The organism is Streptomyces sp. NPDC049813, assembly GCF_044465085.1.
In the GTDB taxonomy this organism is placed as follows: domain Bacteria; phylum Actinomycetota; class Actinomycetes; order Streptomycetales; family Streptomycetaceae; genus Streptomyces.
Window position 1 is genome coordinate 248,783 of sequence record NZ_JBITLI010000012.1, and the last position, 13,539, is coordinate 262,321.

At 71.6% G+C, this 13,539-nt stretch carries 11 protein-coding genes; 6 read left to right on the forward strand and 5 right to left on the reverse strand.

The window, feature by feature from the left end; all coding sequences use genetic code 11:
- Nucleotides 1-63: 63 nt before the first annotated feature.
- Nucleotides 64-3,201: an isoleucine--tRNA ligase gene (gene ileS / locus ACIBW6_RS24525; protein ID WP_399063032.1), complete on the reverse strand. Its 3,138-nt coding sequence runs from the start codon at nt 3,199-3,201 to the stop codon at nt 64-66.
- A 380-nt stretch (nt 3,202-3,581) separates the two neighbouring features.
- Here ileS and ACIBW6_RS24530 point away from each other — a divergent pair, with 380 nt between their 5' ends.
- The 5 genes from ACIBW6_RS24530 (at nt 3,582) to ACIBW6_RS24550 (ending at nt 8,607) form a co-directional block, all read left to right on the forward strand.
- A complete protein-coding gene (locus ACIBW6_RS24530) occupies nt 3,582-4,619 on the forward strand; it encodes a TraR/DksA C4-type zinc finger protein (RefSeq protein WP_399063034.1) in 1,038 nt (345 codons plus the stop codon).
- An 86-nt stretch (nt 4,620-4,705) separates the two neighbouring features.
- Nucleotides 4,706-5,296 (forward strand): signal peptidase II, encoded by a 591-nt coding sequence (lspA, locus tag ACIBW6_RS24535; RefSeq protein WP_399063037.1) that lies wholly within the window; start codon nt 4,706-4,708, stop codon nt 5,294-5,296.
- Between the two features lie 111 nt (nt 5,297-5,407).
- Complete coding sequence (locus tag ACIBW6_RS24540) at nt 5,408-6,349, forward strand: RluA family pseudouridine synthase (protein WP_399063039.1); 942 nt, start codon at nt 5,408-5,410, stop codon at nt 6,347-6,349.
- Entirely contained in the window at nt 6,346-6,822 is a 477-nt protein-coding gene (locus ACIBW6_RS24545; RefSeq protein WP_399063040.1) for a GNAT family N-acetyltransferase, read from the forward strand. The genes ACIBW6_RS24540 and ACIBW6_RS24545 overlap by 4 nt, the downstream gene beginning before the upstream one ends.
- Before the next feature lie 198 nt (nt 6,823-7,020).
- Nucleotides 7,021-8,607 (forward strand): Na+/H+ antiporter, encoded by a 1,587-nt coding sequence (locus ACIBW6_RS24550; protein WP_399063042.1) that lies wholly within the window; start codon nt 7,021-7,023, stop codon nt 8,605-8,607.
- A 31-nt stretch (nt 8,608-8,638) separates the two neighbouring features.
- Here ACIBW6_RS24550 and ACIBW6_RS24555 read toward each other — a convergent pair whose 3' ends face one another.
- Nucleotides 8,639-9,748, reverse strand: a complete 1,110-nt coding sequence (locus ACIBW6_RS24555; protein ID WP_399063044.1) for a mechanosensitive ion channel family protein — start codon at nt 9,746-9,748, stop codon at nt 8,639-8,641.
- A 62-nt stretch (nt 9,749-9,810) separates the two neighbouring features.
- Here ACIBW6_RS24555 and ACIBW6_RS24560 point away from each other — a divergent pair, with 62 nt between their 5' ends.
- On the forward strand, nt 9,811-10,380 hold the full coding sequence (locus ACIBW6_RS24560; RefSeq protein ID WP_399063047.1) for a dienelactone hydrolase family protein: 570 nt from the start codon (nt 9,811-9,813) through the stop codon (nt 10,378-10,380).
- Between the two features lie 38 nt (nt 10,381-10,418).
- On the opposite strand, the gene ACIBW6_RS24565 is transcribed toward ACIBW6_RS24560, so the two are convergent.
- The 3 genes from ACIBW6_RS24565 to ACIBW6_RS24575 form a co-directional block, all read right to left on the reverse strand.
- Nucleotides 10,419-11,237: a thioredoxin domain-containing protein gene (locus ACIBW6_RS24565; protein WP_399063049.1), complete on the reverse strand. Its 819-nt coding sequence runs from the start codon at nt 11,235-11,237 to the stop codon at nt 10,419-10,421.
- A gap of 57 nt (nt 11,238-11,294) precedes the next feature.
- Nucleotides 11,295-11,975, reverse strand: a complete 681-nt coding sequence (locus ACIBW6_RS24570; protein WP_399063051.1) for a hypothetical protein — start codon at nt 11,973-11,975, stop codon at nt 11,295-11,297.
- A gap of 92 nt (nt 11,976-12,067) precedes the next feature.
- A complete protein-coding gene (locus ACIBW6_RS24575; protein WP_399063053.1) occupies nt 12,068-13,399 on the reverse strand; it encodes a DUF2252 domain-containing protein in 1,332 nt (443 codons plus the stop codon).
- Nucleotides 13,400-13,539 lie beyond the last annotated feature (140 nt).

The window sequence follows — 13,539 nt, forward strand, 5'->3', positions numbered from 1 at the left end:
CCGGATGTCTCCGGCGGGGCCTCCCCCTCAGCCATGGGGTTGCAGCTGCTGCCCGCGGCTGTGCTACGCCTTGCGGAGGCGGAACGTCAGCGACAGGCCCTCGTCCGTGAACGGCTCGCCGTACGTGTCCTCCGCCTCGCCCTGGGCGAAGTCCGTCGCCAGGACCTCGTCCGCGATCAGACCGGAGTGCTCGGACAGGGCCGAGATCACCGCCGGGTCCGTCGACGTCCAGCGCAGGGCGATGCGGTCCGCGACGTCCAGGCCGCTGTTCTTGCGGGCTTCCTGGATCAGGCGGATCGCGTCACGGGCCAGGCCGGCCCGGCGCAGCTCGTCCGTCAGCTCCAGGTCGAGCGCGACGGTGGCGCCGGAGTCGGACGCCACCGACCAGCCCTCGCGCGGAGTCTCCGTGATGATGACTTCGTCGGGGGCGAGCGGGACGCTCTCGCCGTCCAGCTCGACCGACGCGGTGCCCTCGCGCAGGGCGAGGGAGAGTGCCGCCGCGTCCGCCGCTGCGACCGCCTTCGCCACGTCCTGGACGCGCTTGCCGAACCGCTTGCCCAACGCCCGGAAGTTCGCCTTCGCCGTCGTGTCGACCAGCGAGCCGCCGACCTCCGCGAGCGTGGCGAGCGAGGAGACGTTCAGCTCCTCGGTGATCTGCGCGCGCAGCTCGGGGGAGAGCGCCTCGAAGCCGGTGGCCGCGATCAGCGCGCGCGAGAGCGGCTGCCGGGTCTTGACGCCGGACTCCGCGCGCGTGGCGCGGCCCAGTTCCACCAGGCGGCGGACCAGGTCCATCTGCGTGGACAGGGACGGTTCGACCGCCGAGCGGTCGGCCTCGGGCCACGTGGACAGGTGCACCGACTCCGGGGCCCCGGGGGTGACCGGGACGACCAGGTCCTGCCAGACCCGCTCCGCGATGAACGGCGTGAGCGGCGCCATCAGCTGGGTGACGGTCACCACCACGTCGTGCAGGGTGCGCAGCGCGGCCTCGTCGCCCTGCCAGAAACGGCGGCGCGAGCGGCGCACGTACCAGTTCGACAGGTCGTCGACGAAGGCCGAGAGCAGCTTGCCGGCGCGCTGGGTGTCGTACGCCTCCAGGGCCGTGGTGACCTCGTCGGTGAGCTGGTGCAGCTCGGACAGCAGCCAGCGGTCCAGGACCGTGCGCTCGGCCGGGGCCGGGTCCGCCGCGCTGGGCGCCCAGCCCGCGGTGCGGGCGTACAGGGCCTGGAAGGCGACCGTGTTCCAGTAGGTGAGGAGGGTTTTGCGGACGACTTCCTGGATGGTGCCGTGGCCGACGCGGCGGGCTGCCCAGGGGGAGCCGCCGGCGGCCATGAACCAGCGGACGGCGTCGGCGCCGTGGCGGTCCATCAGCGGGACGGGGTCGAGGGTGTTGCCGAGGTGTTTGGACATTTTGCGGCCGTCCTCGGCGAGGATGTGGCCCAGGCAGACCACGTTCTCGTAGGAGGACTTGTCGAAGACGAGGGTGCCGATGGCCATCAGGGTGTAGAACCAGCCGCGGGTCTGGTCGATGGCTTCGGAGATGAACTGGGCGGGGTAGCGGGACTCGAAGAGTTCCTTGTTCTTGTAGGGGTAGCCCCACTGCGCGAAGGGCATCGAACCCGAGTCGTACCAGGCGTCGATGACCTCGGGGACGCGGGTGGCGGTGTGTGTGCAGCCGTCGTGGGTGCAGGGGAAGGTGACAGCGTCGATGTAGGGGCGGTGGGGTTCGAGCCGGGACTGGTCGGTGCCGGTCAGTTCGGTCAGTTCCGCGCGGGAGCCGACGCAGGTGAGGTGGTCGTCCTCGCAGCGCCAGATCGGCAGGGGGGTGCCCCAGTAGCGGTTGCGGGACAGGGCCCAGTCGATGTTGTTGTGCAGCCAGTCGCCGAAGCGGCCGTTCTTGACGGTGTCCGGGAACCAGTTGGTCTTCTCGTTCTCCTCAAGGAGACGGTCCTTGACGGCCGTGGTGCGGATGTACCAGGACGGCTGCGCGTAGTAGAGCAACGCCGTGTGGCAGCGCCAGCAGTGCGGATAACTGTGCTCGTACGGGAGGTGCTTGAAGAGCAGGCCGCGGTTGCCGAGGTCCTCGGTCAGCACCTCGTCGGCCTTCTTGAAGAAGACGCCGCCGACGAGCGGGATGTCCTCCTCGAAGGTGCCGTCGGGGCGGACCGGGTTCACCACCGGCAGGCCGTACGCACGGCAGATCCTCAGGTCGTCCTCACCGAAGGCGGGGGAGGTGTGCACCAGCCCCGTACCGTCCTCGGTCGTCACGTAGTCGGCGTTGACCACGTAGTGGGCCTCGGCCGGGAACTCGACGAGGTCGAACGGGCGCTGGTACGTCCAGCGCTCCATCTCGGCGCCGGTGAAGGCCTCGCCGGTGGGCTCCCAGCCCTCGCCGAGCGCCTTCTCGACGAGCTGCTCGGCGACGACGAGCTTCTCCTGGCCGTCGGTGGCGACGACATAGGTGATGTCGGGGCCCGCGGCCACCGCCGTGTTCGACAGCAGGGTCCAGGGGGTGGTGGTCCACGCGAGCAGGGAGGCCTGGCCGGCGAGCGGGCCGGAGGTGAGGGGGAAACGGACGTAGACCGAGGGGTCGACGACGGTCTCGTAGCCCTGCGCCAGCTCGTGGTCCGAGAGGCCGGTGCCGCAGCGCGGGCACCACGGGGCGACACGGTGGTCCTGGACGAGCAGGCCCTTGGCGAAGATCTCCTTCAGCGACCACCACACCGACTCGATGTACTGCGGGTCCATCGTGACGTACGCGTCGTCGAGGTCGACCCAGTAGCCCATGCGGGTCGTCAGGTCGGCGAAGGCGTCGGTGTGCCGGGTCACGGACTCGCGGCACTTGTCGTTGAACGCGGCGATGCCGTACGCCTCGATGTCCTTCTTGCCGCTGAAGCCGAGCTCCTTCTCGACCGCCAGCTCCACCGGCAGGCCGTGGCAGTCCCAGCCCGCCTTACGGGCCACGTGGTAACCGCGCATGGTGCGGAAACGCGGGAAGACGTCCTTGAAGACGCGGGCCTCGATGTGGTGGGCGCCCGGCATCCCGTTGGCGGTCGGCGGGCCCTCGTAGAACACCCACTCGGGGCGCCCCTCGGACTGCTCCAGGGTCTTGGCGAAGATCTTCTGCTCGCGCCAGAAGTCGAGCACCGCGTGCTCGAGGGCGGGCAGATCGACCTGGGCGGGCACCTGGCGGTACTGCGTCATCAGTCTTCCTCCGGCGGACGTGCTCTTCCGTCGGAGGGACGAGAGCTGCTGCGCCGTGTGCGGCGCGCTCCCGCGGTACCACCCTCCTTGGCCCCCGGGGCGTGGTGTGCTCCGGTGAGCCCCCTCATTGGGGTCGCGATGCCGGGTCTACTGACCGCTGCGCGCGCACTGCGGCGTTCTTCCGGCGGCTCCGGGGTGATCTTCACGTCGCGCTCGCCCCCGGGCTTCCACCGACCCCGGATCGCTCTTGGCTGCGTACGCCGCTACTCGGCCCCATCCACGCTTCTCGCTGCGCCCAGTGTACGGCGCCGGGGCGCGGGGGCCGACCGGATATCGGCGGGGTGCGGGGCACGGCCCCCGGGCCGTACGCGCTGACCCGAATGCCGATGCGGAAGGTGACCGGTCCAGGCCGCCCGCGCGCCGGTCGCCGGACGGGCGGATCGCCGGGCCCAGCAGGCAGGGAGCGGCCCGCGGCCCGCGCCCGCGCGCCGTGCGGGGGCCACAGGCGGGACCGGGACGGGCCGCGCGCCCCGTTGCCGCGGGCCGGAAGTCGATTTATCGTCCCAGCACGATTCGCGTGCAAGATCACAATTCGTGAAGGGGCCGCGGCCATGGTGGCGAAGAAGAAGAGCACGGCCGCACCGGCCGCGAAACGGGCGGCCGAGAAGAAGACCGCGAGCGCGGGCACGGCCAAGGAGGCGGCGGGCACCGATGCCGCGTCTACAGGGAAGAGCGAGAGTGCGGCCGCGGGTGCCGAGAAGGCCCCCGCGGGGAAACGTACGACCAAGAAGGCGAGCCGGGTGGCCAAGAAGGCCGACACCACGGAGCGTGGTGCCGGTGAGCGGCCCGCAGGGCGCAAGGGTGCGGTGAAGAAGTCGGTCGCCTCCGCGACCGAGGGCGCGGCCGAGGCCGCGAAGACGACGGGAGCCACGACGGTGGTTGCGAAGAAGACTCAGGGCACGGCCACGGCGGCGCAGCAGCCCGGCGCGGTTCCCAAGGCGCGGGAGGCCGCCGTGGAACCGGGGGAGCTGGCCGTCCGGCCCGGCGAGGACCCCTGGACGCCGGACGAGGTCGGCGAGGCGCGGGCCGAACTGCAGAGCGAGGCGCTGCGGCTCGGCAGCGAGATCGAGGCGGCGGAGACCGCGCTCGCCGGTCTCATGCGGGACTCGGGCGACGGGGCCGGGGACGACGAGGCCGACACCGGGACGAAGAACATCACGCGCGAGCACGAGATGGCGCTGGCCGCCAACGCGCGCGAGATGCTGGAGCAGACCCGGCGGGCCCTCGACCGGCTCGACGCGGGCACCTACGGGCTCTGCGAGAACTGCGGGAACCCGATCGGCAAGGCGCGGATGCAGGCCTTCCCCCGGGCCACCCTGTGCGTGGAGTGCAAGCAGAAGCAGGAGCGCCGGTACTGAGGCCCGGGGGCCGCACCGTCCCTGTGGGGCCGCCCGGGTGTGCCGTACTCTCGTCCTCAGTCAGGTACCTAGGTTGAGGGACTCACGTGGCAGAGGCGGAGCGCATCATCGGTACGCCGGATTCCCCCGAGGCGGGGGCAGCGGAGCCGGAGAAGGACGGCGGGGCCGGCTCGTCGGCCGCGCCGGCCCGGGGCAGGCGGCGCATCGCCGCGCTGTTCGCCGTGGCCGTACTGGCGTACGCCCTGGACCTGGGCAGCAAGCTGCTCGTGGTCGCGAAGCTGGAGCACCGCGACTCCATCCAGGTCCTCGGGGACTGGCTGCAGCTCGAAGTGATCCGTAACCCCGGCGCCGCCTGGGGCATCGGCGAGGCCTTCACGATCGTCTTCACCGTGATCGCGGCGGCCGTGATCGTCGTCATCGCGCGGCTGGCCAAGAAGCTGTACAGCACCCCGTGGGCGATCGCCCTCGGGCTGCTGCTCGGCGGGGCGCTCGGCAACCTCACCGACCGGATCTTCCGTGCCCCCGGCGTCTTCGAAGGAGCCGTCGTCGACTTCATCGCGCCGAAGAACTACCCGGTCTTCAACCTCGCCGACTCCGCGATCGTCTGCGGCGGCATCCTGATCGTGCTGCTCTCCTTCCGCGGCATCGACCCGGACGGGACCGTCCACAAGGACTGACGGGCCCCAGCCGGGCTCCGGTGACCGGGGTCACGGCCCGCCGGCGCACCGCGCGCGCGGTGCCGGGGGCCGTGGTGCGGGGCCCCCGGTGCGCTCCGGCATACTCGACGGGTGAGCACGATTCCCGAGATCCGAACCCTGCCCGTGCCCGACGGCCTGGAGGGCGAGCGCGTCGACGCCGCCATCTCCCGCATGTTCGGCTTCTCCCGCACCAAGGCCGCCGAGCTCGCCGCCGCCGGGAAGGTGACGGTGGACGGTTCGGTCGTGGGCAAGTCCGAGCGGGTGCACGGCGGGGCCTGGCTGGAAGTGGAGATGCCGCAGGCGCCCGCCGCCGTGCAGATCGTCGCCGAGCCCGTCGAGGGCATGGAGATCGTGCACGACGACGACGACATCGTGGTCATCGTGAAGCCGGTCGGCGTCGCCGCCCACCCGAGCCCCGGCTGGACCGGCACGACCGTCATCGGCGGGCTCGCCGCCGCCGGGTACCGGATCTCCACGTCAGGCGCCGCCGAGCGGCAGGGCATCGTGCACCGTCTCGACGTGGGCACCTCCGGACTGATGGTGGTCGCCAAGTCCGAGCGCGCCTACACGTCGCTGAAGCGCCAGTTCAAGGAGCGGGTGCCGGACAAGCGCTACCACGCGCTCGTGCAGGGCCACCCCGACCCGATGAGCGGCACCATCGACGCCCCCATCGGCCGCCACCCGAACCACGACTACAAGTGGGCCGTGACCGCGGAGGGCAAGCCCTCGGTCACGCACTACGACCTCATCGAGGCGTTCCGGGCCGCTTCCTTGCTCGACATCAAGCTGGAGACCGGCCGCACGCACCAGATCCGCGTGCACATGTCCGCGCACCGGCACCCCTGCGTCGGCGACCTGACGTACGGCGCCGATCCGACGCTCGCCAAGCGGCTGGGCATCACCCGGCAGTGGCTGCACGCGGTGCGGCTCGGGTTCGAGCACCCGGCGGACGGGCAGTGGGTCGAGTTCGCCAGCGAGTATCCCGAGGACCTCCAGGTCGCGCTGGACCGGGTGCGGGCGGAGAGCGAATGAGTTCCGCGCCGGGCTACGCCGTCCGCGTCGCCGGGACCGACGCGGACCGGGAGTCCTGCTTCGCCGTGCGCCGGGAGGTCTTCGTCGACGAGCAGGGCGTGCCGGAGGAGCTGGAGTACGACGCGTACGACGCCGGGGCGGTCCATGTGCTGGCGGTGCGGGACGACGGGCTGCCGCTGGGGGCCGGGCGGTTGCTGACGGGCGCCGCCGCGGCGGCGAAGAACGGCGGGACACCGGATGTCGGGGCGCTCGGCCGGCTCGCCGTGCTGAAGGTGGCCCGGGGTCTTGGCGTGGGCGCGGCCCTGGTGCGGGCCGTCGAGGACGCTGCCCGCGCGCGGGGTCTTGCCGCGGTCGATCTCCACGCGCAGACGCATGCGCTCGGGTTCTATGAGCGGTTGGGGTACGTCGCGTACGGCCCCGAGTTCCCGGACGCCGGGATTCCTCATCTGGCGATGAGGAAGTCCCTGGCATAGCGGTCGCGTGCCGCTTTCGTCGTGGCTGGTCGCGCAGTTTCCCGCGCCCCTGAAACGCGCACCGCGTGCGCCGTTCCAGGGGCGCGTCCGGTGGCGCGCCTCGATATGACGGGGCCCGGATGATCACCGGTCGGGACGGGGTTGCGTGGCACTCTGGAGGCCGAACGTTCTTGATCGTCGACCTTGGTCGGAGCACCCGTGGATCAACTGGCCCTGCTGTTCGTGCTGCTGCTCGGGGCCGTCCTGAGCGTGCCGCTCGGCGACCGGCTCGGGCTGCCGGCCCCGGTCCTGATGACGCTGCTCGGCATCGTCCTCGCCCTGATCCGCGCGGTCCCGAACGTCGACATCCCGCCGGACCTGATCCTCCCGCTGGTCCTGCCGCCCCTGCTGTACGCGGCCGTGCACCGCACCTCCTGGCGGCAGTTCGCGGCGAACAAACGGCCCATCTTCCTGCTCGCGGTCGCGCTCGTCTTCGTCACCACCGCCGCGGTCGCCTTCGTCGCGAACGCCGTGGTGCCGGGGCTGCCGCTCGCCGCCGCCGTCGCGCTCGGCGCCCTCGTGGCACCGCCCGACCCGGTCGCCGCGACCGCCGTCGCGGGACAGCTCGGCCTGCCCCGCCGCCTGGTGTCGATCCTGGAGGGCGAGGGCCTGTTCAACGACGTGACCGCGATCGTGCTCTACCACGTCGCGATCGCCGCCGCCGTCAGCGGCAGCTTCTCGCTGCCGCACGCCGCGCTCCAGCTCGTGCTCTCCGCCGTCGTCGCCGTCGCCGTCGGCGTCGCGCTGGGCTGGGCCGCCAACCGCCTGATGGGCTACCTCGGCGACGCCACCCTCCAGATCGGGCTCACCCTCCTGGTCCCGTACGCCTCCTACGTGCTGGCCGAGGAGCTGAAGGGCTCGGGCGTGCTGGCCGTCCTGACCACCGCGATGTTCCTGGCCGAGCGGGCCTTCGACGCCGACGACGTGCTCACGCGGCTGACCGGCCGCGCCTTCTGGGACGTCGTCGACACCCTCGTCACCGGTGTCGCCTTCGGCCTCATCGGCCTGGAGGTCCACAACGTCGTCCGCACCGCCGAGGGCCACTGGGGCCAGATGCTCGGCTGGTCGGCCGCCGTCGTCGGGGTCGTCATCGTCGTCCGCCTGCTGTGGCTGCTGCCGATGACCTGGGTGACGCAGCGGCTGCACGCGCGGCGCGACGTCGCCGAGGAGATCCCGGTCAGCTGGCGCGAGACGGTCATCATGTGGTGGTCCGGAATGCGCGGTGTGGCCTCCGTCGCGCTGGCCCTCGCCATCCCGCTGACCATGGACGACGACTCGCCCTTCCCCAAGCGCGACGAGATCGTCTTCATCGCCTTCGGTGTGATCATGGCCACCCTGGTGCTCCAGGGGCTCAGCCTGCCGTGGCTGGTGAAGAAGCTCGGGGTGCAGGCCGACACCGAACTGGAGCAGGAGTACGAGAAGGGCCTCGCGCTGCGCGCCGCCAAGGCCGCGAAACGCCGCCTCAAGGAGATCGAGGAGGTCGAGGAGCTGCCCGAGGACGTCCAGGAGCAGATGCTGCGGCGGGCCTACGACATCGGGCTGCGGATCAATCCGGAGCTGGGGGCGGAGGAGCGGCGGGCGACGCAGGCCAAGCGGTTCGCCCGGATCAAGCGGGTGCGCCGGATCCAGGGCGAGATGCTCTCGGCGGCCCGGCACGAGGTGCTCGCGGCGCGCAGCGAGCCCGGCGCCGTCCCGGAGGTCGTCGACCGGGTGCTGCGCCAGCTGGACGTGCGGAGCCTGCGCTGAGCGCAGGCTCCGCGGGGTGGACGGCGGGCGCTCAGCCCCGGCCGGTGCGGGGCGCGTGCCCGTCCCGCATGAGGTCGTGCGCCGGCAGGGTCGTGCCGATCTCTCCGGGGCCGATCAGGGCCGTCGCCGTGTTGATCCGGGGCAGCGCGTAGGGGTGGTGGTCGGTCAGCCAGCGCAGCAGCTGCTCGCGGACCCGGACCCGTACGGTCCAGATGTCGTCCGCGTCCTTGGCCGTGACCACCGCGCGGACCTGCATCGTGCTGGGCGTGGAGTCGGTGACGGCCAGGCTCCAGTCGCGGCCGTCCCAGGCGGCGCAGTCGAGCAGGATGTCGTGCAGCTTCTCGCGCATCTGCGGCACCGGGGCGCTGTGGTCCAGGTGGAAGAAGACGGTGCCGGTCATCTGGGAGCCGCCGCGCGACCAGTTCTCGAACGGCTTGGACGTGAAGTACGACACCGGCATCGTGATCCGGCGCTCGTCCCAGGTCCGCACGGCGAGATAGGTGAGGGTGACCTCTTCGATCGTGCCCCACTCGCCGTCCACCACGACCGTGTCGCCTATCCGCACCATGTCGCCGAAGGCGATCTGGAAGCCCGCGAAGAGGTTGCCGAGCGTCGACTGGGCGGCGACACCGGCGACGATGCCCAGGATGCCCGCCGAGGCCAGCAGGGAGGCGCCCGCGGCCTTGAACGCGGGGAAGGTGAGCAGCATCGCGGAGACCGCCACGACGCCCACCACCGCGATGACGATGCGCTGGATCAGGGTGACCTGGGTGCGCACCCGGCGGACCCGGGCCGCGTCGCGGTGGCTGGTGGCGTAGCGGGCGTAGGACGACTCGACGACGGCGGTCGCGATCCGCACGATCAGCCAGGCGGTGGCGCCGATCAGGACCAGGGTCAGCGCCTGGCCGACCCCGGCCGAGTGTTCCTTCGTCAGTTCGGCCTGGTCGTAGGAGCCTCTCAGCAGAGCCGCGCAGAGCGTGAACTGCAAGGGCAGGCGGCAGCGGCGCAGCAGTCCCCACAGAGGAGTCTCGTGATGGCGTCGGTCGGTACGTTGCAGCAGACGGTCGACGGCCCACCCGAGAAGGAGTGTGAGCACGACCGAGCCACCGACAACGATCAGCGGGCGCAGTACGTTCTCCATCCCTCGACCGTAACCGGGATCGGCCTGCTCTAACCTGTGGCGTTCCTGGCACCATGGGCCCCATGAACATCATGCTTTTCCACTCCACGTTCGGTCTGCGGCCCGCCGTGGAGGCCGCCGCGGAGCGGCTGCGCGGCGCCGGGCACGAGGTGTGGACCCCGGATCTCTTCGAGGGGCACACCTTCGACACCGTCGAGGAGGGCATGGCCCACCGGGACCGGATCGGCAAGGACGAACTGCTCAAGCGGGCCGTGCTGGCCGCCGCGCCCTACTCCGACCGCGGCCTGGTGTACGCGGGCTTCTCGTTCGGCGCCGCGGTCGCGCAGACGCTTGCCCTCGGCGACGAGAAGGCGCGGGGGCTGCTGCTTCTGCACGGCACGTCCGACCTGGCCGCGAACGCGTCGGTGGACGGGCTGCCGGTCCAGCTGCACGTCGCCGAGCCCGATCCGTTCGAGACGGACGACTGGCTGAGTGCCTGGTATCTCCAGATGGGGCGGGCGGGGGCCGACGTGGAGGTCTACCGGTATCCGGGGGCCGGTCACCTCTACACGGACCCGGAGCTGCCGGACCATGACGCGCAGGCCGCCGAGGCCACCTGGCGGGTGGCGCTCGGCTTCCTGGACGCGCTCTAGGGGCCTTCAGCAGGCGACGACGGCCCTCTCGGCGCGGTTCAGCCCTTGAGGGCCTTGTCCACCGCGGCGTTCCACTCCTCGACGGTGCCCGGCGCGTTCTGCCCGTCGGAGCCGGTGAGCTTCTTGCCGTCGACGACGAAGGAGGGCGTGCCCTCGACCCCGTACTTGTTGTTGTCGAAGTTCTTCGACATCTCCAGGGCCCACCGGTCGAAGGTGCCGTCCTTGACGTCCTTCTGGAAGGCCTTGTCGTTCCTCAGCTCGGGGACGGTGTTCGCGACCTTGATCAGGTACGCGTCGTCCTTGAACTTGTCGGAGGTCTCCTCCGGGTGCCACTTCTTGGAGTAGAGGGCTTCCTTGTAGTCCCAGAAGGCGTCCTTCGACACGTTCAGGGCGGAGCCGAGGGCGCTCAGCGCGTTCTTGGCGCCCTCGCCCTGGAGGTTGTTGTCGAGGAAGGTCGCGCCGACGTACTGGAGCTTGTACTTGCCCGCGTCGACGTCCTTCTTGACCGTCGGGCCGACCGTCTGCTCGAAGGCGGCACAGACCGGGCAGCGCGAGTCCTCGTACGCGATGATCGTCTTCTTGGCCGAGTCCTTGCCGAGGACGACCGTGGTGTTGTTCTTGCCACTGGTGTTCTTGGGCGCGACGAGGGCGTCCTTCTTGGCGGCCTCCCAGTAGTCGGGCTTGTTGCCCTGGACGACCAGGTAGCTCACGACGCCGGCTATCGCGAGGACCGCGACGATGGAGCCGGCGACGACCGCCTGCCGCTTCGCCTTGTCCTTCTTGGCCTGCCGCTCGCGTTCGGCCCGCAGCCGCTCGCGGGCCGCCGACTTCGCCTGCTGGCTGTTGCGCTTACTCATGATCTGTCTGCTCCGTGGAATGTCAGAGAGGGGTTCGGGGACTGTCGTGCGCTGGCTTCAGGCGGCCAGGCACGGCGGTCCGCGCCGTCCCACGGAGTGCAGCCGCAGCCGCGCGCGGGCGGCGGGCACCCGGGCGGCGGGGCGCGGCCGCCGCGGGAGCGGCTCCAGGCGGACCCGGTCGGCGGCGCAGGCCGTCAGCAGCGGCCGGAAGGCGAAGGCGGCCACCGCGCGCAGCAGCTGGGCCAGGGCCTGCTCGCCGCGGCGCAGCCAGCCGGCCGCGAGCAGCCCGACCGCGACGTGCGCGCCGAGCAGCAGCCAGGACGCCGCCGGGTCGCTGTGGGCGAGCAGGGTGGCGGCCCGCTCGCCGGTGCCGCCGGTCATCCGGGCCAGCGGGGTGCCGACGCTCCCGCCGCACAGCACGTCGAGGCCGAACGAGCGCAGGGGACCGGCGACCGGGCCGCCCGCCTCGCCGTAGCAGACGTGCTGGCCGGTGGTGAAGACCGTGTCGGCGGCCAGCTCCAGCGGGACGAGCAGCGCCGCGATCCGGCCGAAGCCGCGCTCGCGGCCCGCCAGCGCGTGGGCGAGCACGAAGACGGCCGCCGCGGTCGCGGCGACCGTCGTGAGCGGCAGCGGGGCCCGGGACAGCAGCACGTGCGACGCGGCGGAGAGCGTCACGACGAGCGCCGTGAAGAGCGCCGCGCGCACGGCTCTGAGCTGGGTCCCGGATATGTCGTCCATCGCGGCAGAGTGTGCCATGACCGGTGGTAGGCGATGGCTAAAGGGTGCCTGTGCGTTATGGAATCGTGCGGGGGCGAGGGCCCCCGCGGCGGTCAGGCGGGCAGCCCCGGGATGCGGCCGTTGCGGAACAGGTCCACGAAGATCTGGTGGTCGCCGCGCGCGCGTGCCCCGTACGTGTGCGCGAAGTCGACCAGCAGGCCCGCGAAGCCCTCCTCGTCCGCGGCGATCGCCGCGTCGATGGCGCGCTCCGTGGAGAACGGCACGAGCGACTCGCCGGACTGGTCGTCCGCCGCCGCGTGCATCGCCGCCGTGGCCCGGCCGAGGTCGGCGACGACCGCCGCGATCTCCTCCGGGTCGTCGATGTCGCCCCAGTCCAGGTCCACCGCATACGGCGACACCTCGGCGACGAGCTGGCCGGAGCCGTCCAGCTCGGTCCAGCCCAGCCACGGGTCCGCGTGCGCCTGCAACGCGCGCTGCGAGATGACCGTGCGGTGGCCCTCGTGCTGGAAGTAGCCCCGGATCGCCGCGTCCGTGATGTGCCGGGAGACGGCCGGGGTCTGGCCCTGCTTCATGTAGATCACGACGTCGTTCTCCAACGCGTCGCTGTTGCCCTCCAGCAGGATGTTGTACGAGGGCAGCCCCGCCGAGCCGATGCCGATGCCGCGGCGCCCGACCACGTCCTTCACCCGGTACGAGTCCGGGCGGGTCAGGGAGGACTCCGGCAGCGTCTCCAGATAGCCGTCGAAGGCCGCGAGGACCTTGTACCGGGTCGCCGCGTCCAGCTCGATGGAGCCGCCGCCGTCGGCGAACCGGCGCTCGAAGTCGCGGATCACCGTCATCGAGTCGAGCAGCCCGAAGCGGGTCAGCGAGCGGGCGTCGCGCAGCGCGTCCAGGAGCGGGCCCTCGGCGGTGTCCAGCGTGAAGGGCGGCACCTCGTCGCTCTTGGCGCCCGTGGCCAGCGCGTGGATCCGCTCGCGGTAGGCCGCCGCGTACGTGCGCACCAGGTCGGTGATCTGGTCGTCGCCCAGCGCCTTGGCGTAGCCGACCAGCGCCACCGAGGCGGCGAACCGCTTCAGGTCCCAGGTGAACGGGCCGACGTACGCCTCGTCGAAATCGTTCACATTGAAGATCAGCCGGCCCGTCGCGTCCATGTACGTGCCGAAGTTCTCCGCGTGCAGGTCCCCGTGGATCCACACCCGGCTGGTGCGGTCGTCCAGGTAGGGGCCGCCGTGCTGCTCGCGCTCCACGTCCCGGTAGAACAGGCACGCGGTGCCGCGGTAGAAGGCGAACGCCGAGGCGGCCATCTTGCGGAACTTGACCCGGAACGCCGCGGGGTCCGCCGCGAGGAGTTCGCCGAAGGCGGTGTCGAAGACGGCGAGGATCTCCTCGCCGCGCTGCTCAGCGGTGGGCTGCGGGACCGACATCGCCGGGTGCCTCCTGGTACGGATGGTGCGTGGGCTCATGTGACACGCAGGACGGGTGTTCTGCCCCGTCCAACGCCCGACGGTACTCCGGAGTGCCCGTCGGCTGTCACATCGCGGTCGTAGACTTCCAAGCTGTCCCC

Bases quoted from the DNA above. Each gene is read 5' to 3' on its own strand.
- ACIBW6_RS24565 (WP_399063049.1), bottom strand. From the start codon at position 11,237: ATGAGTAAGCGCAACAGCCAGCAGGCGAAGTCGGCGGCCCGCGAGCGG.
- ACIBW6_RS24530 (WP_399063034.1), top strand. From the start codon at position 3,582: ATGCCGATGCGGAAGGTGACCGGTCCAGGCCGCCCGCGCGCCGGTCGC.
- ACIBW6_RS24560 (WP_399063047.1), top strand. From the start codon at position 9,811: ATGAACATCATGCTTTTCCACTCCACGTTCGGTCTGCGGCCCGCCGTG.
- ACIBW6_RS24555 (WP_399063044.1), bottom strand. From the start codon at position 9,748: ATGGAGAACGTACTGCGCCCGCTGATCGTTGTCGGTGGCTCGGTCGTG.
- ACIBW6_RS24570 (WP_399063051.1), bottom strand. From the start codon at position 11,975: ATGGACGACATATCCGGGACCCAGCTCAGAGCCGTGCGCGCGGCGCTC.
- ACIBW6_RS24545 (WP_399063040.1), top strand. From the start codon at position 6,346: ATGAGTTCCGCGCCGGGCTACGCCGTCCGCGTCGCCGGGACCGACGCG.
- ileS (WP_399063032.1), bottom strand. From the start codon at position 3,201: ATGACGCAGTACCGCCAGGTGCCCGCCCAGGTCGATCTGCCCGCCCTC.
- ACIBW6_RS24575 (WP_399063053.1), bottom strand. From the start codon at position 13,399: ATGTCGGTCCCGCAGCCCACCGCTGAGCAGCGCGGCGAGGAGATCCTC.